We start from the raw sequence: 24,375 nt of genomic DNA on the forward strand, positions 1-24,375 counted from the left end.
ATTGCTTATTTATACAACATTACCTGCGTATATCGCGCCTTGTTAGTATGTGATCTGTTTATATTAGTCTTTTTTATTTCGCTCTTTTATAAACTCTAACAGTTCTTGCTCGGGCATGGGCTTAGCATACATAAAGCCTTGTACTTCATCGCACCCTAAGTTTTTTAAAAACTCTGCCTGTTGCTGTGTTTCTACACCTTCAGCAATTGTTTTCAGACCTAATTTAGCGCCAAGCGACACCACCAAAGCAGCAATAGCGCCGGTGTCGTTATCGGGCAAGTCTTTTACAAAAGCGCGGTCAATTTTAAGTCTATCAAGCGGTAAGCTTTGTAAGTAACTCAACGAAGAAAAGCCCGTTCCAAAATCATCAATCGCTACCTCAACGCCTAACTCTTTTAACTCTTTTAAGGTATTGATCACGGTTTCTAGTTCATCCATCACCACACTTTCAGTGACTTCTAATTCGATATTACAAGGTTTAACGTCATACTTTTGTAAAGTGTTTTTTACTGTTGTCGCGTAGCCCTTTACCTTAAATTGCGGCACAGATACGTTTACAGCAATGCAAATTTCTTCACCCAACGCTTCTAAACGTTTTTGCTGCTGACATGCTTGCTCTAACACCCATTGGCCAATATCAACAATTAAACCGGCGTCCTCTGCTAATGGCACAAACACAGCTGGCGATATAAACGAGCCATCTTCTGATGGCCAACGCAGTAAGGCTTCGCAACCAATTAACGATAAATTATCGAGGGAAAGTTGCGGCTGATACCAAACCTGTAACTTTTCTCTGGCAAAGTCATGGCGTAACTGCCTAATAATACCTAAGCGCCAGGCCATTTTATCTTGCATATCAACTTCGTAGTAAACCCCTTCTTTGCATTTAAGCTTTTTAGCTTGATTAAGCGCAATATAAGCAACTTTGAGTGTGTCTAAACCTGTGCTTTGAAAGTCTTGCTGCTGACATAAACCAATTCTAAAATCGATGGGCAAAATATGCTCACCAGCTTTAAAAGGTACATTCAGTACATCGTTAAATTGTTCGAGATTAAACTCTGTTTGGCGAATAATAAAGCCGAAAACATCCGCACCAATACGTGATAGTAGCTTTGCGTCAGGGTAAGCGTCTTTAAGCCTTTTTACGATTTCAATGAGTAAATGGTTGCCAATTTCTTGCCCTAAGCCATTATTGATATCTGCAAAACCAATTATATCAATTAATACAAAAACGTAGTCATTCACATGTGGTTTTTGATAACGCTCCACCCGCTCTATAAAATTAGTACGGTTAGAAATACCTGTAAGTACATCTTTGTAGGCTGCATCCCTAAGCTTTACAAACAGCCTAACGTTATCAAGGGCTACACTCACATTAGTAAGAAAAATCTCTGCAAATTGTAGCTGTGCTTCACTTGGTTTATGCTCACACGCTAAATAAATGGCAGCCTGACGATGCTTACTTTTTACAATAAAGGTCATGCTTGAGTCGCTTTGTGTATGCTTTGCAGTTTCAAAACATTGCTCAACTTGCTCTAAGGCCATACTGTCTACATTAATAAGCTTTTCACCAAAGTAGCTTTCATAATGACCGCTTCCTCCAAGCACCTGTATATGGTTTTCGCCATCAAGTTTACTGCACACTAGCCCAACCTGCTGGGACTCTAAAATAATACCTAAGTGTTTAATAATTTCTTTGCACAGTACTTTAATATCTGTGAGACCTAAAATAGACTTTGATGCCGAAACAATAGTGTTCATCGCATCACTTTGATACTCAAGCTTGCATACTTGCTCGTAAGAGCGTATCGCTGTAATGAGCGATGTCACAAGCTTTGAACGGGTCAACTCGGTTTTTGTTTTATAGTCGTTAATGTCGTATTCGCGAATTACTTTTTCTTCTGGGGTGTTACCCGCTTGGCCTGTACGTAAAATAATTCGTACATGTTGATTATTAAGCTCTTCGCGTACACGCTTAACAACTTGCAAACCCGCATCATCAGATTCCATCACTACATCTAAAAATATGACAGATATTGTATTATTGTTTTTGAGTATTTCGATGGCTTCGCTGCCGGAATATGCATCATGAAAACGTAGCCCTGCTCCCCAAAACTCTACGCCCGACAACGCGAGCTTAGTCACTGAATGTATTTCAGGATCGTCATCAACGATCAAAACATCCCAAAAGTCAGATACCTCTGGGGTTATTTCTTCTTCGCTGTCTGGCGCTAAAAATAAAAAATCGCTTTGTTCTGACGACATTATCTTCCCTTTATCAGTTTTAATGCTTAAATAACCTCATACCTATGTACTAAAAATATATTTTTTGGTTTATAGGCTAATTCATACTATAGTCGATTAATAAAAAGTTGTTATATTTCAAACTAAAAAACTCGTAAAAGGTGTGCATATTAAATTTTTTAAAACCCTAATAAAAACGCTCTCATTGTTAATTTTAGTGGCTATTTTGATTGGTTTAACGCTTCCGCAAAATTACAGCGTCAATAAAAGCATACAAATAAATGCCAAAGTAGAAACTGTTAAATCGCTCGTGTCAGACTTTAGCCTATGGCATACATGGTCACCTTGGGGCAAAGTAGACCCAAGCATTCGTTTTGCGCTCGGCGAGCCCATCAGAGGTATAGGCGCGCATCAATCGTGGCAAAGCGATTGGGGATACGGTGAAATGACCATTACTTCGCTTTCAAAAAATAGAATGACCTTTAATGCGCTTTTAAAAAATGAACATATTATTGAAGGTGAAATTACCTTTAACGACGTAGAAGATAGGGTAAATGTAACTTGTAAAATTAATGGCCAAACAAACGCCTCGCTAATCTCAGGTTATCTATCGATTTTAAGCGAGTACGTATTAAGCAATACGGTGTCGCTTGGCTTAAATAACTTACAAACAGTGGCGCAATTACGCGACCAAAAAACTCAGCTGGATACAAATGACAGTAAAATCAGCCCAAGCGAGAATTAATCTTGCTAATATAATTGAGTCTTTACTTGGCTACCCTGTAAAAAAAATAACCAGCAATACTGGGCAACCAAGTACAAATCAAAGTTACGGTTCGAAAGGCGATCTAAACCCGCTTTATCACATAAATAGTGATAACCCTATTTTAGCGCGCGCCCAAAAGCGCCAAGATTTACTGCTTATAAAACAGCAACAAAACATAGAAACCATTTTAGCTAAAGCCATGGAATTTTGCCCCGACGTGGCAAGTAATAAGCAACCCGATGCCGACTGGATTGAGCGCTTTATTGCCCTATGTGAAGACACCTCTAACGAGTCAATGCAAACATTGTGGGCTAAAATTTTAACTGGTGAGACACTCAACCCAGGTACTTTTTCTATAAAAAGCTTACAAACACTCAAACACATGACCCAACGTGAAGCAGATGCATTACAAAAATGTGTATCGCTGAGCAGCTACAACGCAAAAGATGACAGCCACTTTATTTTATTAGGGTTTTATAAAAAGCCATCGCTTTTTGACTTGTTACGAAAAGGTAATAAGGTGTCGCTTAATTTAGGAAAAACGGGGATCAGCTTTCCTGATATTCTAACGCTTATGGATCTTAATTTACTCTACAGAAAAGAGATAGAATCGGCGGTATTAAAAGCAGGCCAAGAACTCACCCTGTCGTTTTTATCGCAAAAAGTGACATTAAAAGCTAAAAGCAGTGACTTGGTATTAAGCTATTATAAGTTTACGCAAACTGGCGATGAGCTTTCTAAACTCATAAACTACCCTATAAATAAGGTGTATAAGCAATTAATTAATAATGCACTGGAGGGTGAGTTTGATTTAACGTGGCATGCTAATAAATAGCACACCACGTTATAAGCTCACTAATTAAAAGTGAACCTGAATACCCGCAAATGGGCCTGATGCGTCAATATCGGTATTAATATCGTCAACATCATCAAGCTCAAGCGTCATAGAACGGTAACCCGCTTTAACTGCAACATCTACAGCCAGGTTATCAATAAGTTCATACGCTACGCCTACTTGATAGTCTTGTACTTTGCTATCGTCGATAGCTAAAAAGCTGCCTTCAAAAAACACACTTAAACCTGTAAAGGGTAAGCCTGCTTCAGCGCGGCCGTACGCAAGTGGTACAAAACCTGAAAAATCAACAGTTTCAGAGAAGTTAGTACCACCTTGCTGAGTAGTACCAGTGACAACAACGTCACCGTCAAACTGCTTTGCGTTTAAGCCTAAATCAATTGAAATTAAATCGTTATCAAAAATTTCGTAATAAAGAATGTAATCAATATGAGTTAAATCACTTAATGTGTTTGCCGTTGTACCAACCACATAATCTGAGCCATTAAAGCTAAACGTATCAGTAAGGGTTGCAGAACCATTAAGTTCAAGCTCTGTATATTTAAGCTTTAGGTTAGGAACTAATGGCACTGGGTGTTCTAGCGCCGCATAGTAGCTAATAAAAGTTTCGTCTTCAAAATTAAAATCTTGTGGTGCGTTATCTTTGTAAGAAAACTGACCGTCATTATCTGACTGCCAGCCATCAACACCTACATATAAACCTAATAAAGTGTCTGCCTGTGCTGCAGGGGCTAAACATGCCATGGAAAGGGCAGCTGCTAAACAATACTTTTTCATTTTTTATCCTTGAGCTAGTAGTTCGCTAAGTTCGATTAAAGCCGCATTGGCTCTTGAAATATAATTTGCCATTACTAAAGAATGATTTGCTACAAAGCCAAAGCCATTCCCATTTAAAATCATTGGGCTCCACACGGTTTCTTGTGTTGCCTCAAGCTCACGTATAATTTGCTGTAAGCTTACACGGGCGTTTTTCTTTTCAAGTACATCTGCAAAGTCGTATTCAACCGCTTGTAAAAAGTGTAATAACGCCCACGTTGCACCACGCGACTCGTAAAATACATCGTCTATTTCCCACCACGACGTCCTTACTTGTTGCTGAAGTGGTGAATAGGTTGCCTGCGTGTTAGATGAGTTACCTGCTAAATCAGTATTTACCTTGTCTTGGCCAACACTTGCACTTAAACGCTGGCTTAAACTACCTAAACGCTTTTCGGCTTCTTTTAACCAGCTACGTAGGTTATCTGCACGTGAGTAAAATTGACTATCTCGCTCATGCTCGTTAGCAATTTGTGAGCGGTATACTACTAAATAGTCAATTCCCTTTTGGTACTCTCCCTCGGCACTTGGCCAAGCCCATGCCTCAGAGCTAATATTAAACTGCGGCTGCGCTTTTTTAAGCGCTTCATGTTCGGTTGATTGCGACTGCGAACGGCTAAAATCTTTACGCATAGATAGGGCTAAATCACGCACCATTTCAAGCGCGCCATATTCCCATGCAGGCATATCATCCATTATCACACTTGGGGGCATTACATCGTTTGATAAATAGCCACCTTGCTTATCAAGTAAAGTGCTAGCAACAGTAATGAGTGTTGTGGTTGTTGTGTAGCCCGTTACCATTTTTTCACTACGCGCTTGTGCCGTCTCTTTTGCATGAGTAACCACGTTAAAGCGTGCCGGCTCAATACTCCAATAAACAGCAATAGCGTAAAAAATAATAAGCAGCGCAATCAATGCACCAGCTATTTTTCCTTTGTGTTGCGACATTTATCCTCCTAGTGATGAGCGTGTTGTTTTTTAGATGGCTTAGAATTCGCGGCTTGCGCTTCAAGTGAGACCACCTGAGCATTAGTAAACAAGCGATTACCGTCACTAAAATATAGCGTGAGTTTACGTTCTTGCCCTACTTTTAGTGGTTCTTGTGGATCAAATACCATTAAATGGTAACCACCAGGCTGAAAGCTTAAACTTTCATGGCCCTTAATGGTAACAGCGTTAACTTGTTGCATTTTCATCATACCATTGACATGTGTATGCTCATGAATCTCTACTCTGCCTAAACCTTCAATGGTTGCTTTGGTTAATTTAGCAACACCGCCACCGTGGTTAGAAATTGTTAAATAGCCAACACTCGATTTACTGCCAGGCAAAAACGCTCTTACTTGCGCATGGCTTACTTCAAGTTTAGCTTCGTCTGTATCGTGGCTGTGCCCAGCATGTGCAGCAACCGATGACGAAAACACATTAAACATTAACGCCGAGGCCATAAAAAAGCACTGCTTCATCATCGCTTTGTTCCTTGTGAAAGCATAAATTTCACTTTAAATTTAACATAGTTAACTAATAATAGTCAGTTAAATTAAGGCTCAAGAGGTTACTTTTTTGTTATCGAGCACCAACCAACACAGTACAGCTACAAATAATAAAGGCCACGCTATCATTACCGAGCCAAATAACAGCGCCAAAATGGTGCCAACTAATGCAACAACCCCTGCGCCAATTAACCCCATGGTTATTAAAGCCATAACAGCTACTACAGCAATAATGGCAACTAATACGCCGGCCAACTCTAGTCCTACCCAGCTCATATCTGCAATCCACAACGGGAACTGCCATGAATCAAAATGTATTAACGACACCGCATCTGTAAAAAGTAATACATAAACAACAACACATATTGCTAAGGTTTTCATATCCCTCTCCTAATACGCCCGCTCTTCAAGGCAACAATGAGCTATAAAGTAACCAAGCGCCACTGCAAACGGAAAACTTATAAATAATAAAATAGTCACTAAGCGTGTTGACCACACCGGAAAATCAAGGCGACGCGCTAAACCACTACAAACGCCCGATATTTTTTTATTAAGCGAGTCTTTGTACCAACCACGCTGTGTTTTAAAGTTATTCATACTCAACTCCCTAGGCGTTTGGCACTGTTGTATTGATATTATTATGTTTAACACTGGCTTTTAAACGAGCCAGCTCTGCATCTATTTTTTCATTTTTTTCTAAAGACGCTATTTGCTCAGCGGTTGAACGTGCCGTATGTGTAAGTTCATAAGCATCAACTTGTGCCTCTATGCCTTCCACTTTTTGCTCTATCATTTCAAAGCGAGACAAGGCATTGGCAACATTGTCGCTGTGTAATTGCATATTCACTTTTTCACGTGCAACAACAATATCGTGGCGTTTTATTAATTGCGCTTGTTTAGTTTTAGCGTGCGCCATTTTTTGTTGTAAACGTTCACAATCCGCTGTAATTTTCTTTATCGACTCTTTAAGCTCATCTAGCTGCGTGCTTTTTTCAGCAATTTTGTCGTGTACTTGTTGTTTTTCTAACAAGGCAGACTTGGCTAAATCATCACGGTTTTTAGCAACGGCAAGCTCTGCCTTTGTTTGCCATGAGGTTAAATCTTTTTGTTTTTGTGCGATTTGGCGTTTAAGCGTTTTTTCTTCACACAGTAAGGCAGCAGCAGTGCTTCTGCACTCATTTAATGCCTCTTGCATTTCACTTAACATAAGGTTGAGAAGCTTTTCAGGGTCTTCAGCTTTATCTAGCATGGCTGCTATATTTGATTTGATAACGTCATTTACGCGATTAAATACACTCATTGTTTTGTCCCATTGTTTTAATTGATAACAACAAGACGATTCCAAGAGTTATGCCAAACTCTTAAAAAATAAATATTATACTTTCAAAACATACACTTAAAATTTAAAAGGTGTCATTGCAAGTGACCATAAGCTGAACATAGAAAAGTGTAATTAACTAATATTTTGATCTTTTGACTAAATTTTAGGATCAAAAAAGCCACTAAAAAGTGGCTTAATTTAAAATTTATACGGCTTAAGTTTATTCGGGTACAAAACTCAATGCTTTATCCATAACCGACAAATCAGCCTGTTTACCATGGCCATTTTCTGAAAGGTGACGTCTAAATCCGCGCGCCCCAGGCTGCCCCTGAAAAATCCCCAACATATGACGTGCTATATGCCAAAAATTAGCACCTAAACGCATTTCTTCTTCGATGTAATCGTACATAGCACGCACCACATCGTGACGCGTTTGGGTATTAGCCACCTCACCGTAAATTTTTTCATCCACTTCATTAAGCATAAATGGGTTGCTATATGCTTCGCGGCCAATCATAACGCCGTCTATGTGCGCTAAATGCGCAAGGCTTTCTTCAATCGTTTTAACACCGCCGTTAATACTTAAATCGAGCTGTGGGTAGTCTTTTTTTAGCTGATAAACACGTGGGTAATCAAGCGGCGGGACTTCACGGTTTTCTTTAGGACTTAAGCCATTCAACCACGCTTTACGGGCATGAATAATAAAGTCATCACAGCCAACTTTATGGCTAGCTTCAATTAACGCGCATAAAAACTCATACGAGTCTTGTTCATCAATACCAATGCGCGTTTTTACCGTAACCGGAATATCTACTTCGCTTTTCATTGCTGCAACACATTGTGCAACCAGATCAGGCTCAGCCATTAAGCAAGCACCAAAGCGCCCGTTTTGTACCCTATCTGATGGGCAGCCTACATTTAGGTTAATTTCATCGTAGCCACGCTCACCCGCAAGTCTTGCACATTTAGCAAGCGCATCGGGGTCTGAGCCACCCAGTTGCAAAGCAACCGGCCCTTCGTGTTGATTAAAGTGTAAGTAATCGCCACGCCCAAATAAAATAGCCCCTGTGGTGATCATCTCAGTGTATAAAACAGCGTGCTTAGTCATCTTACGATGAAAAGTACGGCAATGACGATCTGTCCAATCAAGCATCGGTGCCACGCTAAACCGCCTAAACCCTGTATTACTTGCCATTACTGGGCTAGAGCCCTTATTTAGTGTGTTACTCATATAGTCTGAATTGCCTTGAATTGCCTTGAATCGCCGCGAGTTTCGATATACAGTCACCCTATAGTCACCCTTGCAGGGTTGGACTGTTCAATAACTTAGGGTTAAATCATGGCTTCATATAATATCGAAAAACGCCGTCTTGCTTCAGGCGACTACCGCTATAAGTGCGTAGTACGCGAGAAATCTAAGGGTAAGATTATACACAATGAAAGTAAAACATTCAGTAAAAGAGTGTTGGCTGAGAGCTGGGGCAAGAAACAAGTTAACGATATTGAGCAATCGAGGGTGACTGAAACAAAACAAACGGTCACCCTAGGCACCCTCATGAATATGTATTATGAAAACCATGATTTATGGAATGCTACGGGGCGTACTAAACAATTTGTTATTAAGATGCTGATTGATTGCGACATAGCATCGATTTTATCAAATGAGTTACGCACTAGTGATTTGATAGAGCATTGTAAAAATAGGCGTAGTGCTGGTGCAGGGCCAGCGACTATTTATCATGATATTGCATATTTGCGCAGCGTTATGAAAAAGGCGGGACCAGTCTGGAATATTGATGCTAACCATAAAATATTTGAAGACGCAGTGCCGGTGCTAATCGAAATGGGGTTAGTTGGCAAAAGCCAAAAGCGAACACGCCGCCCTACTGATAATGAATTAGATAAATTGCGCGAAGGCTTGAAGGAACGCATGGACTATAGGCCAAACGGTAAAGTGCGCATTCCTTTTTTAGATATTTTAGATTTTAGTATTTTAACGTGCATGCGTATTGGCGAGGTTTGTAAACTACGTTGGGAAGATTTAAACGAGGATCACAAAACTATATTAGTGCGTGATAGAAAAGACCCACGGAAAAAGGAAGGTAATCACATGATTGTGCCTTTGCTCGCTGGTTCATTTGATATTGTTATGCAACAGCCTAAAAATGATGATTTGATATTTCCTTATAACTCACGATCGGTTACTGCTGGTTTTCAGCGGGTACGTAATGCATTAGGTATTGAGGATTTACGCTATCATGATTTACGTCGCGAAGGTGCTAGCCGTTTATTCGAAAAAGGTTATTCAATAGAAGAAGTGGCCCAAGTAACAGGCCACCGTAATTTAAATATTTTATGGCAAGTTTATACGCAATTATTCCCGCATAAATTACACAATAAGTTTAGAGACTAATTCAATATCTCTTTATTTATACTTAGGCTGTTGTCTAACATCCTATGTAAAACTGAATCTAATAATTTTGGTTGTAGGTCTCTATATTTTTCATTATTGGTCAATAAAGTAAGTACCGCTATCATTTCCATATTCAAGCTAGCTATAGTATCTAATTTTTCGTTCATGGATTTACCTCTACGTTTTATTTGTAGCTACAATACTCTACTTTTAAAATCGCGCTACTGATTGGAATTTACAAAAAATTCATTTCTAGATTTCAGTTTTATTTTTAATTAAGCTATTGTTTTATTATGGGTTTCTTAAGAACCATACAAAGCCTTTTGATCCTAAAAACCTCACGTAAACGGGCTAAGTTATTGTTTAATCGTTTTATTACTTTAAATTCCTAACGAATTACAGGCGCTTAAACTGTAAAACAGTGAAATTAGTTTCGATCTTTTCAGATCTTTGATCTGCTAAGGAACTTATATAGGGCGCTAGCTGGCGGTTTAAATGAAGTACTTTAAAACTGTAAAAAAATAACGATAAAGAGCGCGCAGGAGGGTGAGGAAGAGTGCGGATTTCGTGGCATACATTCTGTGTGGAGCCGTTTTCCGTGGGTGAAACTACGCTGGCCAACATAGGCGGCGATAACTTTACTGCAGTGAATGCAGGGCAATAAAAAACCCAGCGGGATGCTGGGCTTGTTTGGGTGGCTTTGGGGCTATTTGGTTATTGGGTCTAGTCTGCCTTTTTGGTTGTCGGCTTGTGATGCTTGGCCGCTAAAGTCTCCAGCTTGTTCTGGTGCTTGGGTTTTTGCAGTTCCTGCAGCAACGCCCTTGTGTGTGTGGCTTGCACATGTGTTAGCTAATTCGCTTACTGTTGCCATTAGTTCTGATAGGAGTTTGAGTACGTTCTCGCCTTCACTGCCTAACCATGTTTTTGGGCTTCGGTGGTCTTGCTCTTTAGTTGCTATTACTTTGCGGGTTTCACATTGTAGGTCGGCTAATTTGCCGATGATGTCTTTTAATGATTCGTCTGTTTTGTTTTCAAAGTTACCGGCGTCATCAATGTGTTGATAAACCCCTTCACGTACTTGGGTACGGGTTTCACCTTCTTTAATAGCAGGTAAGTCCCAGCCAAAAGGTAATACTGTTCTAATGAACGGTTTATCAGCTCGGCCATAGGCAAAGCCAATTTCTACAATAGAATTAATAGCCGGCGGTTCTAATCGACCTGCTTTATCACCCGCACCTGGTAATGGTAACGGCACGGCTTGAAGTGGTTTTGATTTGGTATCTGTTCCGTTTTCGTCAATGAGCTGCACGTTAACAGCATAGCGAGGGTAGTATGCATCGCTACCGCGCTCGCCATCATCAGTTGGCAGTTCAGGCAATGCAACTACTCTACCCCAGCGTGGTAAATGCAATTGTCCGGTTAGTTCTGGAAACAGCCGGCGCACTATTCTTTGAATTGATTTATCCATGTTCACCAACTTATTTGCATGTTAGTGCCTTTAAACTCAACCGCTGATATACGTTCATCATTGGCAGTTACGTTTGGGCGTATCATTGGTGCGGCTGGCATAGTGGCAGCTTTACCTGCTTGATGATCTGTCATTAGGCCGTTCGCTATAGAAATTGGTTTATCAGACCAAAACGAATCAGCATAACTTCCCACAAATACTTTACCATTGCCTTGTTGATACCAGACAAAATCCTCAATCTTAAACGCTCGGCCTATATTGTTTAGCATGGCATAGCCTGAGCTATCAGAGTAAAAACACGGGATTGCCGTATCAACATAAGCAGCGTTTGGTATAACAAACTCTATACCTGTTTGATTAGTGACCTCGTCAAGTACCTGGCGCATGGTTGGATGGCGCAGCATTACACTTAAATTATAAGCAAGTGATGCCGCCCATTCTCGGCAAAACAATGTATACCAGCCATTTATAGCGGGCATTACACGTTCAACATAGCCACTAAATACACGGTCGACCATATCACCCCAACCTAAATCAACCGTAACCGGTGCCAATTTATCAGCCTTTTGATTAACCGTAATTTGGCATGTACCAGGCGTTGATGATTGCAGTATTATCCAGTGCTCTTTCATATCAACTTTTGAATCGTTGACATAAGCACGAGATATAAAACGCGCGTTAGCCGTCGTCATTATGCTGTTCTCAGTGCGGCAAAGTTTTCGTTTAGATGCTGGCTAATATTTGCATATTGAACACCTGTATCACCGCCTTGCACATTGGCCGTTGCATCGGGTGAGCGTTCTTCTACTTTTTGCGGCACTGAGCGGTACTCGCTTAGCGTAAAACTAACGGCCCATTGGCGTGTGGTTTCTTGCTCCACCGCTTCAATCTTGCTACTAAAGCGCACTTGCTTAACACCCAGTGCACTGGCCGTGTGGTTACTTATACGATAAATAGAACGCGCACCACTTTCAGTTGCTTCGGCCAAGGTAAACAGTTCAGCTAAATGATCAGCCTTAGTGAATGGTAATAAACCACTCACCGTCAGCTTTTTAGCTTTAGTTCCTGTTTCAGCTTGGTCGGTACTGGATGATTGGCCGCTTGCATCCTCGCTGGCAAGCTCAAGACTTGCCGTCATGCGAAGGGTTTTTAAAGTAATAAAAATACTATTAAGAGATAACATAATCACTCACACAATAAATCTGCCATATTGATACAAGCAACTAAATGAATATTGCTGGCCGTTTTGTAAACTTAAAGATTGATCTCCTTGCAATGCGAGTGGTGTGTAGTAAAACTTTAGGTACGCGTCTGTGTCCCATATTCTTGCGAGTATCGTAGCCTGATCTTCGGTGTTTTCTGAAGGCACAATTATCATTTGTTGTAATTTAGAACCATATTGATAAAGCGGCAACTGATTAACGTCAAGCTCAATAGTTCCGTCAGTGCTTTCTGGGGAAAAGCTATGTTTAGGTGTATACATTAAACTACGACTAGTCGAATGCATGCCTGTAAAAATAGTCTTTAAATGCACGCTCCCGCTATTTGCACTATACCATGCAGTTAAATTACACCCGCCATCAACACCAAAATCAAGAGTGTATCTAAAATCTAGCTGAGGGGTAGTGTCTATTTTCCCAACGTAACGTACTCGCACAACAGGATCAATCATAAACATACCGTTTGCTAGCTTTAAGCTATCATTCTCTTCAGTATAATTTGATGTATCAATTTTTATCTGACTACTTCCAACTCTAATTTCGCAATCACCCGGTGTCGCTATATCACCACCATGATAACTACCTGCAAACTTGCCCATAGTATCAACGAGTACAGTATCAATTGATGCGCCAGTGCCTGCATATGTCATAGACTTCATACCATGAACTATTATTTTTCCTTTATATTTATAGTAAGCATCAATCTCATTTTTGGGTATATCTGCTAAGTCATAAACATCAGCAGCAAATAAATACAGGCGTGCACTCCCACTACTAATTACTACTGTATTTTCACTACGCCCAATAATTGGTGTTTCAAATTCAATATGTTTTACGCGATTAATATCACTCTTTGCGCTAAACGTTTTTATAAGCTCACCATTAACTGTAATAGTCGCATCATCTGTGCTACCCGATGATGTATAAACTGCAATATTAGACTTTCTTCTACTGGCCGGTATTTTAAAAGTAGCTGAATTGCCAGCGCTCAAATCAAATGCATTCAGCTCTGTTCCTTCGGTTGCGCTCCAGCGTTCTGCCGGCCCCCCATTAAATATTTTATTTAAATATTCATATGAGGTCACATTAGTACCCGCTGTAACGCTATCTGGAGTTTGATAAACAATACCACCTTCAGCTAAATAACTATTCCATAGCCTTAAGCGGTCAAAAGTCCCGCCCATATCATTTTCACCATTTGCACCGCTACCATTTCCTAAAAAAAACATAGCAATCCCACCAAAACTAGAAGGTGATAAAATGCAATGAATAGAGTTATAAACGGATGTAACATTGTTAGGAGTACGGTCAACCTTAACAACTAATTTGTTTTTTGATTTTGATGTGACTGGCTGTACTTTTGATACAGGCTTAACAAATTTATTAGTTAGTGATTCTCGGGTGATCCCCACTAAATTCCCATTCGTCAAATAGCCACTTGCGTACACCGAGTTATTACCTATAACAGTAGCGCCATTTAAATTGATAGACCCATTAAATCTAATTTTAGCGTTTGGTACATAGATAGTTTTAACACCCACAGCTAATAAAGTATGAATGGCTAAACCTATGTTTGCATCATCATCTAGAGGGGCATTAGCATGTTGAATAGAAGAACTACCATTGTGCTGCATTACAGCAATAAAACCATTATTCAGTAATATTACAGTCCTGCCATTCACAGGTTTACTGCCAATATCTTCTATTAAGTAACTCGCCCCAAAGCCATCTCCTTTATTGTTATACCCTTTTGTTTTTATCAACGTACCTAACGGTACATTCATAGCTTTCATCTCATGAACGGTATCTGCATTTCTAATTGTTTTGCCAACTAGGCCATCAATTTCCCGTAAATCTATAATAGAATCTGCAAATTGCTTTAATAGTTCAGCTATCTTCACTAAATAATGTTTACTTCCCTGCGCATCACTAAAGCTACTTAACTGCTCAGTTGTATTAAAAATAGATAATTTGGGCTCCCACTCACTTGATGAGTTCCCTTCAAGCCACGCTTCCAAGTAAACAAACTTTGGGTAGCTATCTAGCGTAAAAATAAAGTCACTTTTTAATTCAACTCTCAATCCAGCAACATAACCTACACCCGCAATAACTCTAAATTCATCATCGTTAGCTGTCGGTTCTACCTTAAACCCATCACCTATAAACCAGTCGCGGCCATTCATATCCATGGCTAAGTTTTGTGTCAATGCATCCATGCCAGCTAAGCGAGCACTAAAATCTAGTTGCCATGTTTCTGGTGCTACTGTAATACCGGTTATATCGCTAATGCCTGAGTACTCAATGGCAAAGTTACGGTTTAGCGTATTACCTGCATTGCCTAATTCTGTAATTGTTTTGTTTACGCTTTTTACATGGCTAATAGCTACCAGCGTATTATTTACAGATGAATACAAACCAACCCAGTTAAATTCAAACGGGCCTGTTAGGCTGTTTAATACGGTTGAGTAAACCACTGTATTGTTATTGATACGGCCAACTTGCTGAACTGGCTGGGTATGCACTCGCTGTGCTGTAGGCGGTAAATCTTCGCTGCGGTCTACCGGTGCTTGCGAATCTTGTCCTGGTACATAAGCAAAAATAAACGTATCAATATCTAACTGCTCATTTGCCTGCGCTTTTTGTGCAAATAAGGCTTCGCCTGCGTTAGTAACTACTTGTGACATGGTTTAACTCTCCTGATCTATTTTTGCAACGGTGTAATCGCTGTGGTTATCAAATGACTGTAAGCCACCGTATGTATTCATTTCTGCTACTGTTTGATACTGGTAACGCCTTGCGGTACGTCCGTATTGCCTAACAATGTAATTAATAAGATTTTGCCGCTCGCTTAAATCATCATCCGTGAGTTTTAGGTTTATAACGTCCCAGTCAGATACCGAAAAACGCTCAGCTATCTCTACATAAGGCATATCGAGCTTTTTAAACATGGCAAGCCAGCCTTCAGTACTCCCTGCGCCTTTTGCAAATTGCAGTGCAAACTTAACGCGCACCCGGTACATTACTTCGTCTTCTTGGGGTATTTGCTCTACGTCACGTTCCCACGCTAATAAGTGCACTAATTCAATTTCGGCTGTCATTGGGTCAAGCTGCTTTGCAGGCCATGCCAATAAATCGCTTAAGCGCTGCCAATAAATAACAGCGCCTTTACGTAATTTATCCAGCTCACTGGCTGGGCGAGCCAACCAATAAGGCATTTTAGTAATTACGTTAAAATCAAACGCCATTATGGTTAGCTCCCAAGTTCAACGGTTAACGAACCTAGACGCGGCACTTCATTTGCGCTGGTAATGTCGCCTTGGTGCCAGTTTAACGATTCAATATCAGCAAAGTTACGGTGTAGCTCTTGGCTTAACCGGCTAAAGCTAAAGCGGCTTGTTGGCAGTGTTTTAGTGGCGGTATAGTCGGTGTTTTCTCTAAATGCGCAGCGTATAAAGTTGTCTATTTCTTGCTTAACTTCTATGGCGGCTTCATTGGTTAAGGTATTAACTAAATAAACAGTTACCCCTATATCAACCAATACGCCTGGCATTGCTAATACTAAAATATCGTCGCCGTGGCCGTGGTGCCCTTGCTGCATTACATAGTCGTTTAAATCATCAAGTAATATTTGCGAAGGCTCGCCAATGTCTAACAAAATAAAGGCGTTTGCTGTACCTGGTCCGCGCGGTGCATCGTGTTCAAAATATATGTTGTCGGTATCAAGGCCTGATCGCTCAGTCATAATGGCGGTATATACGGCATCAATATGCCAAGGGGCTGCGGCAGTAAATGCATTGCGTGTTCTAAGCTTTAAATTTTGATTGCTTTCAGCATCAGCGCCCAGTACATCAATCCATTCAGCGTCGTTGTTTACACTGCCAATACCCGTTACCGATTCCGGTAATATATGGTAATACCCTGCGCCAAGGTTGTATGCTGCACCGGCGTTTTCTGCAATTACGCTTACTAATATGCTGCTTTGGTTTTCTGGCAGTATTACATCATCAACCGTAAGCACTCGGTAAATAGTCCCGTTTATGGCATCGGTTTGTATTACCGTTCCTGCACTAATTAGTAAGCTAGGGCCAAGGTTTGCTGCACGCTTAAAACGCACTTTGCCTTGTGTGCGCTCTTCGCTTTTACGTGTTAGGTCGTGCTCCCACGCTTTGGCTTCAATAAAGTCGCTGTCGGTGGCTGTTTGCAAAAATAAGTTGGGGAGTATTTTTTCAATTAATACTTTGTTGACTATCCACGTTGCAGGCTTTGCCACAATGGCGCTAATCAATCGCCAAAAAGGTGAGTAAATAGAGTCATTCGCAATAATGCTACCTTGCTCTTCTACGTCTTGCTTAAATAGGGTTTTCCACCCGTCTTCTGTGGTAGGAATACCTGCATTTTCTACAATACGGGTAAAATTAATTGTTGGGGTTTCATCAGCCATTTACTGTGCCTCTACTAATAACGATGAAATTTCACCGAAGTCTATTGTTTGTGCGTACACCCACCACTGGCCTTTGTTTATTTCGTTTTGCTGAACTTGCACCGTGCCTGGCATAATGCGAACGTCATCTTCTACCAATAGTTTTATTTTTGTTTGTGTGTCGTTGGTTACGCTGGTTCCTCTATCACTCACTAATAAATTTGCAAGGCCGGTGTCTAAAATAGCGTGCACTATGTCTTGGGCTATAACGTCACGATCGGTTAAATACGTTGGGTTGCTACCGGCATCTAGCACCACGTCGCCATTTAATATTTGTAAGTCGCGATAAATACTCATGAGTGCATCTCAACAAAGTTCATGTAGTTGGTTTCGCCTTTGGCTGGGTACACGTTAACCGTGCCTACACTGGTCGACTTTTGTTGGTTTGCGTTGCTTATTTGCTGAGTAATACCGCCGCGCTCAACACGGCTTTTAACTGGCTCTATTGCGGCAATGCTAGGCATGTTTTCTGCTGAATCACTCTGCTTAGGCGCATCAATACCTAACGAGCCTTTTATACCCTCAAAACTAGTGTCTATTTCAATGCCTGCTAAATCAGCTAGCTGTTCAATAGCCCATAATATTGGCGCAAATAACACTTCAACGGCTTTCCATGCGTATTCAAGGCCCGTAAGCAAAACGCTTACCCAACTAATATCGGCAAAGCTTGCTTTTAAATCGTCCCAGTAATAAATCAAAGCACCAACTGCAAGAACCGCAGCGGCCACTGCAGCTACAATTAAGCCAATGGGGTTGGCGTACATCACAAGGTTTACTGCAAACATTACGGCTCTTAAAGCGCTTAACCCCGATGTAAGTGCAGCATTAATACCTGCCCATGCCATTGCACCCACTCCCCATGCAACCATAGCCATTTTGCCCGCGCCCATTATGAGCGTGAACAAACCACCTGCAGCAACAAGGCCAAGTAACGCAACAGCGCCATACCCAATGTATTTAGTAAGCATTGGAAATTCTTCAGTAAAGGCCACTACGCCTGTGCCCATGTCGGCAATTAAACCAACAAAGTCGTTAAATACGGGGAGTATTGCACTGCCCCATGCTGCACGAATAACAAACCAGCTTTGGCTTAGTCGCTCGCTTTGGTCGGTCATGCTCATTGCCATTTTTTCAGCTTGTTGCATGCCGTTTACGTTACCTAACGAATCAATTGATTTGCCAAGGCTATTAATGTCGTTCATTAGTAATTTTATAGTGCCTACGGCCTCGCTTGACCCGAATGCTTTTTTAAGTTCGTCGCCCTCGGCTACGTCTATGGTTTCGCCGTATTTGCCTTTAATTTGGTTTAGTATGTCAACCATTGGCAGCATAGCGCCTTGGCTGTCAGTAAAACTTAAATTAAGTGCATCTTGTGCTTTACCTACACCGGCTAAAAACGATTTATATTTTGTACCGGCTTCACTGCCCGACATAGTCGCTTGCAATGTACCGAGTATGGCCATTTGCTCGTTCATACCAATACCGGCGCTTGTTGCTTCAGCACCAATTGATGTGAACGCCGATGACATTTCAGCGCCTGTTGTTTTAAACGCTTGTACGGCGGTAGCCGTCATGCCTGTTAGCTGCTCTACCCACTCACTTTTACCCATAGCATTAGCTTGGTTTTTAAAAATACCATACATGGTACCCATGTAATTGGTAATAGTGCCTGCGTCGGCTTTGGTGGCTGCGGCTAATACGTTGCTCGACATGGTAAACGTAGATAGGTCGTTGTCGTTTAATCCAGCAATGGCGCTTTGTATGTCGTAGCTTGATTTAACAAATTCGGTAGACGATTTACCGTATTTAAGGGCAAATTCGTAAGAGGTATCACTAAGTTGTTTTAATGCCGATTCGCGCACACCTAGCGATTTAACTTCGCCTAATGCGCGGTCCATTTCAATGGCTGGCATTAATGCGTTTTGTAGTGCATAGCCACTGGCAGCAATACCCGCAACGCCCGACGCCATTTTCATGGTGCCGCGTTGGTAGTCGTTGGTTAACCCATTTAAGCTATTGCTTACTTTGGCAATAGGCTTTGTTATTTGGTCAATCATGCCAACGGTAAACATTAGCGGTTGCGGTAAACTCATTTACTTGCCCCCAAAGGCCTTGCACACAGCATTGGTTATTATGTTTTCTAGGTTTTCGCGCTGGTTTTTATACAACCAACCAGCGCGGGCTAGGTTTTGCTCGTCGTCTTGCTCATGTGGCAAAAAATGACGGCGTAAAATAAACAGTTGTTCAAGCTGATTCGAGTCGATTGAATCAATCAGCCCTTCTATTTTTTTACGGCAATTTCCAGCACTGGCGAAAACTCAGCTTTAAGCGTTGACGCAATTTGCAGCTCAGAACCTGGTGAGCTTTCAAGTACCTTTTTAAGTTCGGTTTTTTGTTTGTCGTCAATGGTGCGCATTACCATGTTGTGTGACGCTGCGGTCATTGAGCCACCGCGGGCAACAAGGTCTACAAAGTCGCTGTGATCTTGCACGGTCATGTTAAAAGTAAAATCAGTAGCGGCGATGGTTAATATAATTGTTTGTTTCATGGGTTAATCCTTAGATTTGGTTAATAGTCTTTCGAGTGTGTCAAATCCGTTTTGTAATTGGCGCTCCATGCGTTCGGTTAATTTGTCAAAATCGGTTTTAGTGGCGTAGGTTTCGGCCACATGGGTTTTATGATCGCTTAGCTCTTTGGCTGTATCTTTATTTGCTCTGCTCAGCGCCACAATAATGGGCACTAATACACTCAAAATTAACGCGGCTGTTGATATAGCAACCATTATCCACTGTGTCATTTTGCTACTCCTTGCCCTGACGTTTTTTGCATTAGATTCATTAATTTATCTTTATCGTTCGAACTTTTAGTAGCGCTTAACCAAAATGCAGCGGCGTTGGCCAGTAGCACAAATAAGTTACCCACTAAATACACGATTAGGTCACGGTTTCGCTCAATGTCGGGGCCATAAAACAACGCCCCCAATACCGCTGAAAACAAAACAAACAACAAGATTGTGAGCGTTGAGGGCATCCAATGATCTTTATTGTTAGTTCGTGCATTTTGGCGGTCGTTTAAATCTGCCTTGTATTCTTCAAGTGCGATTTTTTGTAGCTCAATATTAGCCTGGCGTATCTGTTCGCGTTCTTCGTGTGCCCACTGCTGTAACTTAAGCGCTGCATCAGGATTGTTTTTTAGCTCAGCGGCTACGGCTTCTGGTGTGTTATCTGTGCCTAAAGCACCTGCTATTTGGCTACCTATACTTACCGCTAAACCTACAGGCCCTGTTAATAATGGAGCTACTGCGCCAGCAATACCGCCTACTGTGTTTGCAATTTTTTGCCATTCCATAATTAGTGTCCCGCCTGTTTTAAGTAACTTGCTTCACGCCAGCGGCGCGTGGTGTATCGGTCGCCAAAATCAACGAGCTCTCTGATCATGGCTTGAGTATTTTGTGTTATGGCGTAGCGCCAAAAATTAGGGCAACGCTTGGCCAAATGGCCGTACTGAAAAGCAACCGATGCAATCACGGTTTGCATCGGTTCGCTTAGCTGTTCAAATTCAACCGTTGAGTGCTGGTTGTAAGTAGCAACTAGGTAATCGATTGATTGCTGCTTTACACATAAATCAATAATGGTTGCTTCGTTTTCGTTAATGCTAAGCGAGTTCTGCTTACAGGCTTTTAGTGCCTGTTCGCCTTTTAATAAGCAAAAACGCTTTAATTTGTTAGCGATAAATTCGGGCAATAAGTACTTAAGTGCCGCTTCATCGCATTGGCCAATATCAAAGCCGGTGGCAATAGTGACCCCCGAATTAGAATGTTTAGCATCGGGCACATAGCCGGATAGTTGTGGGCCACCTTCCAGTGCGGCGATAAACTTAAAATTCACTTTGATATTGTTCATTTTCTACTCGCTTAACGATTGGCACGGTACACAACGCTGCACACCGGGTACTGCTTTGCGTCGTGCTTTAGGTATTAGGTCGCCGCAATCAATGCAATCCGTTGCACTGATTTTATTGGCGTTGTTAAGTCCTTTTAGGCGCTGATCAATAAACTGCTGATCGGCGCGTTCCTGTGCAATGGTTAGGTGGTCTAGATCATCCATTTACTAACTACCTTATTGCACTATGTTTTCAATTTCGTCGGGGCGCAGGTACGGCACACCGTTAATTTTTACAAAGTCAGGGTCGGTTACATCAAACGGAATTTTAAACAGGCTGGCGCTGCCGCCTTTTTTGTCTATGTCTAAAATGTCGCTTAGCTTAATGCGGCAACCAAAGGCTTCTACTTTCATTTCGTCTTGGCTGGTTTTGGCGTAAAACATAATGTCGAACGGTTCCATACCACGCCACGAACCGGCGCTTTTTGCAGCATCCGATATAAGCGCAAAGTTACTCGCGTTAACCGACAATTCGCCGCTGGCCGATACATCGCCATCAACTGAGCCATCGGGTACGCCACTGGTTTGGCTTACAGCACTGTTGTCGGTAATCGCCAGTGATGCTGTGTCAACTTGGACCATAATGTCGCCCAAGTTCACGTTAAAATTCATTCCTGATAAACGCATGGTGAATGCTCCTAGTTGCTGCTTAAATCAAGCAAAATATTTACGGTAATTTCTTTTGGGCTGTTGTATGGGCGCAGCACCATGTAAATAACCACGCTTTTATTGCTGGTCCATTCAATGGTTATGTCGCCTTCAACCGGTGGCTGTATTTCACCAGGGAACTGCGTGCCTAAAATGGTGGTACTCTTGCTCATGGCGCGTAGTGGGCGCATAAAATACGCCTTGTTTAGTTCAATACTATTTGGTGTTGAGTTAAGGGCACGGTTGGCAATACGGCGAATGGCAAGCACACGTACTTCGCGGCTGGCTTTATGCACAGGGCGTAAATGTTCAAGGTATTGGTAATCGCCACCTGCAGCGTCTAGCGTTTGTGCATCGCTCCAATAAGTACCTTCAAAATCGCTATACCACTGCGGTACGCTCATGCGGTTATTTGCTAGTGTTTCTAGTGTAGCAAGTGATAGCGGGTCGCCGTTCGTATCAACCGGTGCATCGCCTAGACCAAGCACACTGCCTGTTGCTACGCGCATTGGGCTGTCGGCAATACTTACGCTGCGGTCACATAGTCGCCCTGCTAATACGCCTACGTTATTAGCATGTAACTGTGGTACGGGTACCACTAAGTGCGCGGCAATATCGGCTTGCAGTGCAATAGTCGCGGCTTCATATTGCGACCATGTTTGTGTGGCTTCATCAATACCTGGTACGGCTACCAATGCCGAAACAAAACGCCCTAATGTGGCGTGCAATGACGTTAGGTGATCGTGAATACCGGTTAAGCCACCGCTAGTTGTTTGCTCATCACATACAACAACCATTTCAAAACTTTGTACTTCGTTGGCTCGGTCAATGGCATCAGTAATGCTTTCACCTTCGGCCAGTGGGTAAACCGCTGCAGTCCAGTTTTGGCCTGCATTTAATTGCGCGGCTTTTACTATTTCAAGCAATGGGCTGTCTGCAAAGGTGTCGGCTAATACTGTTTGAGCGCCTACGCTAAACAATTGGCTTTCTTCGCTTGCGTTACCAGCACGGCCAACAAACAAAAAGTGTCGTTCAACACCTTGGATGTCGCCTTGCCCTAAATTCAGATTGTTAACTTGCACTTTACCTAGTGACATGGGTTTATCCTCGTTTATTGAGTTGGTTTAAAATTGTGGCTAGTTGCGCTTGCACGTTCGCGGTGGTATCGCCTAAAAATGGGCGCGCCTTTACAGGTATTTGCCAGCTTTTACGGCTTTTTTGGCCGCGTAATTCACTTAACACTAATGTGGCTTTGCCATGGGTTAAGCTCCCTGCAATTTCTTTTATTGTTGCGCGGCGATAGCCTTTACCTTTTGCTCTGCGTACTTTATAACCCTCGGCTGCCAATGCTTTTGCTTGGCTACGTGTACACGGTGCTTTGTAATCTGGCTTGCCATGAATACGGCTCATGCGTGTTGAGGTCATTTGCTCGCTGCCGCCTTCTTGGTGAAGTGCCGCAATACGCCCAGTAAGCCCGGCTTTATGTTTAAGCTCTAAGCGCTTACCGCCTTTTACGTAGGGCTCTAGTGTTTTACCCATGCGTGTAAGCATTTTGTTTTTTTTGCCATCAGTGCGACTTGCAAACTTATTACCCTCAACCGTGGTTTGTGTTTTTATCCGTTTGCGAGCGAGTTGGCGCCCATACCGTCCTAGTGTTTTAAGTACGCGAACACGTTTAGCGTTTGGCAATGCTAATAGCTGCAGTTGCTGCTTTGCACTGAGCGCTTGTTTACTATTTGGGGTGATCACTAAACTCATGATTGCCCCTTAATATCTACGTCCACATCTTCGGCCACACTAATTGGCGCTAGCGATACGTAATAACGCGCACCGTTAAATAAAACAGGGCCGTTTTCGGTGGGTATTAGCTCTATGTCGTCAATCAGTTGCACGTCAATTAATACGGTGGCGTTGTCTTTGCTCACAACATCAATGTCTATTTCGGGGTCGTCTAGGCCGTGTTCGTCACGTGGCCATTCGCTGTCGATTAAAAAGGCGCCCACCATCGCAAGTAAGTTGTAAGGGTTAACTTTGCGGTGCGGGAATTTTTCTATTGCGATTACGGCGGTGTGTTTCCATTTAGCAATGGCATAACCGTCTTGGCCTTTGTCTTCGCCGCTTATTATTAGTGTGCCGCGTTCTTGCCAGGCATCTATGTTGTTAGTATGAATAGCGCCTTTTAAACTTGAGTTTAAAAAGTCGGTTAGTTGCTGCAATTGGGTAATAGTTTGGCTCATAACGTATGCACTCCCGCGCGGCCAAGGCCAAGCAGTAAACGAATGCTACGATTAGATTGCGCTAATATTGCATCTTGCTGCTGTACATCATCGGCTTTGTTGTTGCCGGCCTCTTTTTGGTCAACTGCTGAAAAGTACCCCATTAAATCGCTATGCGAACGGGCATATACGGCGCCACGGTAAACGCTTTGCTGTGCGGTGTTAAAGTTAGGCACGCCATTTGTGTGGGTGAAAGCAACGTCTGTGTTGTCTTTCATAATGTATTTAAGTATTTGTTGTTGTACTTCTAATGCGCTGCGGTTTAATGAGTCGGCTATTACAGTTTCTTCGTAAAACTCAGGTATGCGGCGATGATCGCGAAACTCGCCAGTGCTTAGCGCTGGCCAGCCGCTTACAGCATCTATTTCAATGCTGTTTTGTGCTGTTGCTTCAAATCCAAATGACATACCGCATACCTTTCTCAATTAGGTTC

At 42.0% G+C, this 24,375-nt stretch carries 30 protein-coding genes; 3 read left to right on the top strand and 27 right to left on the bottom strand.

Annotation, left to right across the window (positions count from 1 at the left end; genetic code table 11):
• Window positions 1-63: 63 nt before the first annotated feature.
• On the bottom strand, window positions 64-2,265 hold the full coding sequence (locus tag AN389_RS13170; RefSeq protein ID WP_055016401.1) for an EAL domain-containing protein: 2,202 nt from the start codon (window positions 2,263-2,265) through the stop codon (window positions 64-66).
• Between the two features lie 142 nt (window positions 2,266-2,407).
• Here AN389_RS13170 and AN389_RS13175 point away from each other — a divergent pair, with 142 nt between their 5' ends.
• Together AN389_RS13175 and AN389_RS13180 are read left to right on the top strand one after the other, a co-directional pair.
• Window positions 2,408-2,989, top strand: a complete 582-nt coding sequence (locus AN389_RS13175; RefSeq protein WP_082430560.1) for an SRPBCC family protein — start codon at window positions 2,408-2,410, stop codon at window positions 2,987-2,989.
• A complete protein-coding gene (locus tag AN389_RS13180) occupies window positions 2,958-3,845 on the top strand; it encodes a TIGR03899 family protein (protein ID WP_055016400.1) in 888 nt (295 codons plus the stop codon). The genes AN389_RS13175 and AN389_RS13180 overlap by 32 nt, the downstream gene beginning before the upstream one ends.
• Window positions 3,846-3,869: 24 nt before the next feature.
• On the opposite strand, the gene AN389_RS13185 is transcribed toward AN389_RS13180, so the two are convergent.
• The 7 genes from AN389_RS13185 to dusA form a co-directional block, all read right to left on the bottom strand.
• Window positions 3,870-4,640, bottom strand: a complete 771-nt coding sequence (locus AN389_RS13185; RefSeq protein ID WP_055016399.1) for a TIGR04219 family outer membrane beta-barrel protein — start codon at window positions 4,638-4,640, stop codon at window positions 3,870-3,872.
• Between the two features lie 3 nt (window positions 4,641-4,643).
• Window positions 4,644-5,630 carry a DUF2333 family protein gene (locus tag AN389_RS13190; RefSeq protein WP_055016398.1) on the bottom strand — a complete coding sequence of 329 codons (987 nt, stop codon included), beginning with the start codon at window positions 5,628-5,630 and terminating at the stop codon, window positions 4,644-4,646.
• An 8-nt stretch (window positions 5,631-5,638) separates the two neighbouring features.
• The gene (locus AN389_RS13195) at window positions 5,639-6,151 is read right to left on the bottom strand and encodes a copper chaperone PCu(A)C (protein ID WP_055016397.1); all 513 of its coding nucleotides are present in this window, start codon (window positions 6,149-6,151) and stop codon (window positions 5,639-5,641) included.
• 78 nt (window positions 6,152-6,229) lie between these two features.
• Window positions 6,230-6,556 (bottom strand): hypothetical protein, encoded by a 327-nt coding sequence (locus AN389_RS13200; RefSeq protein ID WP_055016396.1) that lies wholly within the window; start codon window positions 6,554-6,556, stop codon window positions 6,230-6,232.
• A gap of 9 nt (window positions 6,557-6,565) precedes the next feature.
• Entirely contained in the window at window positions 6,566-6,772 is a 207-nt protein-coding gene (locus AN389_RS13205) for a PspC domain-containing protein (RefSeq protein WP_055016395.1), read from the bottom strand.
• Window positions 6,773-6,782: 10 nt separating this feature from the next.
• Window positions 6,783-7,475, bottom strand: coding sequence for a PspA/IM30 family protein (locus AN389_RS13210; RefSeq protein WP_055016394.1), 693 nt, complete (start codon window positions 7,473-7,475; stop codon window positions 6,783-6,785).
• A gap of 241 nt (window positions 7,476-7,716) precedes the next feature.
• Complete coding sequence (gene dusA, locus AN389_RS13215; protein WP_082430562.1) at window positions 7,717-8,691, bottom strand: tRNA dihydrouridine(20/20a) synthase DusA; 975 nt, start codon at window positions 8,689-8,691, stop codon at window positions 7,717-7,719.
• 144 nt (window positions 8,692-8,835) lie between these two features.
• On the opposite strand from dusA, the gene AN389_RS13220 reads away from it, so the two are divergent.
• Window positions 8,836-9,909 (top strand): site-specific integrase, encoded by a 1,074-nt coding sequence (locus tag AN389_RS13220; protein ID WP_055019988.1) that lies wholly within the window; start codon window positions 8,836-8,838, stop codon window positions 9,907-9,909.
• Between the two features lie 706 nt (window positions 9,910-10,615).
• Here the strand turns inward: AN389_RS13220 and AN389_RS13225 are convergent.
• The 19 genes from AN389_RS13225 to AN389_RS13310 are packed head-to-tail and all read right to left on the bottom strand — an operon-like array spanning window position 10,616 to window position 24,349.
• A complete protein-coding gene (locus AN389_RS13225; protein WP_055019989.1) occupies window positions 10,616-11,377 on the bottom strand; it encodes a hypothetical protein in 762 nt (253 codons plus the stop codon).
• Between the two features lie 2 nt (window positions 11,378-11,379).
• Window positions 11,380-12,069, bottom strand: coding sequence for a hypothetical protein (locus AN389_RS13230; protein ID WP_055019990.1), 690 nt, complete (start codon window positions 12,067-12,069; stop codon window positions 11,380-11,382).
• On the bottom strand, window positions 12,069-12,560 hold the full coding sequence (locus AN389_RS13235) for an adenine glycosylase (protein WP_200911305.1): 492 nt from the start codon (window positions 12,558-12,560) through the stop codon (window positions 12,069-12,071). The genes AN389_RS13230 and AN389_RS13235 overlap by 1 nt, the downstream gene beginning before the upstream one ends.
• 6 nt (window positions 12,561-12,566) lie before the next feature.
• On the bottom strand, window positions 12,567-15,281 hold the full coding sequence (locus AN389_RS13240) for a phage tail protein (RefSeq protein ID WP_055019991.1): 2,715 nt from the start codon (window positions 15,279-15,281) through the stop codon (window positions 12,567-12,569).
• A gap of 3 nt (window positions 15,282-15,284) precedes the next feature.
• Entirely contained in the window at window positions 15,285-15,842 is a 558-nt protein-coding gene (locus tag AN389_RS13245) for a hypothetical protein (protein ID WP_055019992.1), read from the bottom strand.
• 5 nt (window positions 15,843-15,847) lie between these two features.
• A complete protein-coding gene (locus AN389_RS13250; protein ID WP_055019993.1) occupies window positions 15,848-17,038 on the bottom strand; it encodes a baseplate J/gp47 family protein in 1,191 nt (396 codons plus the stop codon).
• Window positions 17,039-17,374 carry a DUF2590 family protein gene (locus AN389_RS13255; RefSeq protein ID WP_055019994.1) on the bottom strand — a complete coding sequence of 112 codons (336 nt, stop codon included), beginning with the start codon at window positions 17,372-17,374 and terminating at the stop codon, window positions 17,039-17,041.
• Window positions 17,371-19,170: a phage tail tape measure protein gene (locus AN389_RS13260; protein ID WP_055019995.1), complete on the bottom strand. Its 1,800-nt coding sequence runs from the start codon at window positions 19,168-19,170 to the stop codon at window positions 17,371-17,373. Before AN389_RS13260 ends, AN389_RS13255 begins: the two co-directional genes overlap by 4 nt.
• A complete protein-coding gene (locus tag AN389_RS20830) occupies window positions 19,171-19,362 on the bottom strand; it encodes a DUF6890 family protein (RefSeq protein ID WP_377110213.1) in 192 nt (63 codons plus the stop codon). It lies immediately after the preceding gene.
• Window positions 19,359-19,625, bottom strand: a complete 267-nt coding sequence (locus AN389_RS13265) for a putative phage tail assembly chaperone (RefSeq protein WP_055019996.1) — start codon at window positions 19,623-19,625, stop codon at window positions 19,359-19,361. The genes AN389_RS20830 and AN389_RS13265 overlap by 4 nt, the downstream gene beginning before the upstream one ends.
• A 3-nt stretch (window positions 19,626-19,628) precedes the next feature.
• Window positions 19,629-19,874: a hypothetical protein gene (locus AN389_RS13270; RefSeq protein WP_055019997.1), complete on the bottom strand. Its 246-nt coding sequence runs from the start codon at window positions 19,872-19,874 to the stop codon at window positions 19,629-19,631.
• Window positions 19,871-20,425, bottom strand: a complete 555-nt coding sequence (locus tag AN389_RS13275; protein ID WP_055019998.1) for a hypothetical protein — start codon at window positions 20,423-20,425, stop codon at window positions 19,871-19,873. The genes AN389_RS13270 and AN389_RS13275 overlap by 4 nt, the downstream gene beginning before the upstream one ends.
• Before the next feature lie 2 nt (window positions 20,426-20,427).
• Window positions 20,428-20,979, bottom strand: a complete 552-nt coding sequence (locus tag AN389_RS13280) for a pesticin C-terminus-like muramidase (protein WP_055019999.1) — start codon at window positions 20,977-20,979, stop codon at window positions 20,428-20,430.
• 3 nt (window positions 20,980-20,982) lie between these two features.
• A complete protein-coding gene (locus tag AN389_RS13285; protein ID WP_055020000.1) occupies window positions 20,983-21,183 on the bottom strand; it encodes a TraR/DksA C4-type zinc finger protein in 201 nt (66 codons plus the stop codon).
• A gap of 12 nt (window positions 21,184-21,195) precedes the next feature.
• Entirely contained in the window at window positions 21,196-21,645 is a 450-nt protein-coding gene (locus tag AN389_RS13290) for a phage protein (RefSeq protein WP_055020001.1), read from the bottom strand.
• Window positions 21,646-21,656: 11 nt separating this feature from the next.
• Window positions 21,657-22,763, bottom strand: coding sequence for a DUF2586 domain-containing protein (locus AN389_RS13295; protein WP_055020002.1), 1,107 nt, complete (start codon window positions 22,761-22,763; stop codon window positions 21,657-21,659).
• Window positions 22,764-22,767: 4 nt separating this feature from the next.
• Window positions 22,768-23,424 (bottom strand): hypothetical protein, encoded by a 657-nt coding sequence (locus tag AN389_RS13300; RefSeq protein ID WP_055020003.1) that lies wholly within the window; start codon window positions 23,422-23,424, stop codon window positions 22,768-22,770.
• Window positions 23,421-23,903: a phage tail protein gene (locus AN389_RS13305; RefSeq protein WP_055020004.1), complete on the bottom strand. Its 483-nt coding sequence runs from the start codon at window positions 23,901-23,903 to the stop codon at window positions 23,421-23,423. Before AN389_RS13305 ends, AN389_RS13300 begins: the two co-directional genes overlap by 4 nt.
• Entirely contained in the window at window positions 23,900-24,349 is a 450-nt protein-coding gene (locus AN389_RS13310) for a head completion/stabilization protein (protein WP_055020005.1), read from the bottom strand. The genes AN389_RS13305 and AN389_RS13310 overlap by 4 nt, the downstream gene beginning before the upstream one ends.
• Between the last annotated feature and the right edge of the window lie 26 nt (window positions 24,350-24,375).

The organism is Pseudoalteromonas sp. P1-7a, assembly GCF_001401855.1.
GTDB lineage: Bacteria > Pseudomonadota > Gammaproteobacteria > Enterobacterales > Alteromonadaceae > Pseudoalteromonas.

Coding starts and splice junctions, on each gene's coding strand:
- AN389_RS13170 (WP_055016401.1), bottom strand. CDS start 2,265: ATGTCGTCAGAACAAAGCGATTTTTTATTTTTAGCGCCAGACAGCGAA.
- AN389_RS13180 (WP_055016400.1), top strand. CDS start 2,958: ATGACAGTAAAATCAGCCCAAGCGAGAATTAATCTTGCTAATATAATT.
- AN389_RS13185 (WP_055016399.1), bottom strand. CDS start 4,640: ATGAAAAAGTATTGTTTAGCAGCTGCCCTTTCCATGGCATGTTTAGCC.
- AN389_RS13190 (WP_055016398.1), bottom strand. CDS start 5,630: ATGTCGCAACACAAAGGAAAAATAGCTGGTGCATTGATTGCGCTGCTT.
- AN389_RS13195 (WP_055016397.1), bottom strand. CDS start 6,151: ATGATGAAGCAGTGCTTTTTTATGGCCTCGGCGTTAATGTTTAATGTG.
- AN389_RS13200 (WP_055016396.1), bottom strand. CDS start 6,556: ATGAAAACCTTAGCAATATGTGTTGTTGTTTATGTATTACTTTTTACA.
- AN389_RS13205 (WP_055016395.1), bottom strand. CDS start 6,772: ATGAATAACTTTAAAACACAGCGTGGTTGGTACAAAGACTCGCTTAAT.
- AN389_RS13210 (WP_055016394.1), bottom strand. CDS start 7,475: ATGAGTGTATTTAATCGCGTAAATGACGTTATCAAATCAAATATAGCA.
- dusA (WP_082430562.1), bottom strand. CDS start 8,691: ATGGCAAGTAATACAGGGTTTAGGCGGTTTAGCGTGGCACCGATGCTT.
- AN389_RS13220 (WP_055019988.1), top strand. CDS start 8,836: ATGGCTTCATATAATATCGAAAAACGCCGTCTTGCTTCAGGCGACTAC.
- AN389_RS13225 (WP_055019989.1), bottom strand. CDS start 11,377: ATGGATAAATCAATTCAAAGAATAGTGCGCCGGCTGTTTCCAGAACTA.
- AN389_RS13230 (WP_055019990.1), bottom strand. CDS start 12,069: ATGACGACGGCTAACGCGCGTTTTATATCTCGTGCTTATGTCAACGAT.
- AN389_RS13235 (WP_200911305.1), bottom strand. CDS start 12,560: ATGTTATCTCTTAATAGTATTTTTATTACTTTAAAAACCCTTCGCATG.
- AN389_RS13240 (WP_055019991.1), bottom strand. CDS start 15,281: ATGTCACAAGTAGTTACTAACGCAGGCGAAGCCTTATTTGCACAAAAA.
- AN389_RS13245 (WP_055019992.1), bottom strand. CDS start 15,842: ATGGCGTTTGATTTTAACGTAATTACTAAAATGCCTTATTGGTTGGCT.
- AN389_RS13250 (WP_055019993.1), bottom strand. CDS start 17,038: ATGGCTGATGAAACCCCAACAATTAATTTTACCCGTATTGTAGAAAAT.
- AN389_RS13255 (WP_055019994.1), bottom strand. CDS start 17,374: ATGAGTATTTATCGCGACTTACAAATATTAAATGGCGACGTGGTGCTA.
- AN389_RS13260 (WP_055019995.1), bottom strand. CDS start 19,170: ATGAGTTTACCGCAACCGCTAATGTTTACCGTTGGCATGATTGACCAA.
- AN389_RS13265 (WP_055019996.1), bottom strand. CDS start 19,625: ATGAAACAAACAATTATATTAACCATCGCCGCTACTGATTTTACTTTT.
- AN389_RS13270 (WP_055019997.1), bottom strand. CDS start 19,874: ATGACACAGTGGATAATGGTTGCTATATCAACAGCCGCGTTAATTTTG.
- AN389_RS13275 (WP_055019998.1), bottom strand. CDS start 20,425: ATGGAATGGCAAAAAATTGCAAACACAGTAGGCGGTATTGCTGGCGCA.
- AN389_RS13280 (WP_055019999.1), bottom strand. CDS start 20,979: ATGAACAATATCAAAGTGAATTTTAAGTTTATCGCCGCACTGGAAGGT.
- AN389_RS13285 (WP_055020000.1), bottom strand. CDS start 21,183: ATGGATGATCTAGACCACCTAACCATTGCACAGGAACGCGCCGATCAG.
- AN389_RS13290 (WP_055020001.1), bottom strand. CDS start 21,645: ATGCGTTTATCAGGAATGAATTTTAACGTGAACTTGGGCGACATTATG.
- AN389_RS13295 (WP_055020002.1), bottom strand. CDS start 22,763: ATGTCACTAGGTAAAGTGCAAGTTAACAATCTGAATTTAGGGCAAGGC.
- AN389_RS13300 (WP_055020003.1), bottom strand. CDS start 23,424: ATGAGTTTAGTGATCACCCCAAATAGTAAACAAGCGCTCAGTGCAAAG.
- AN389_RS13305 (WP_055020004.1), bottom strand. CDS start 23,903: ATGAGCCAAACTATTACCCAATTGCAGCAACTAACCGACTTTTTAAAC.
- AN389_RS13310 (WP_055020005.1), bottom strand. CDS start 24,349: ATGTCATTTGGATTTGAAGCAACAGCACAAAACAGCATTGAAATAGAT.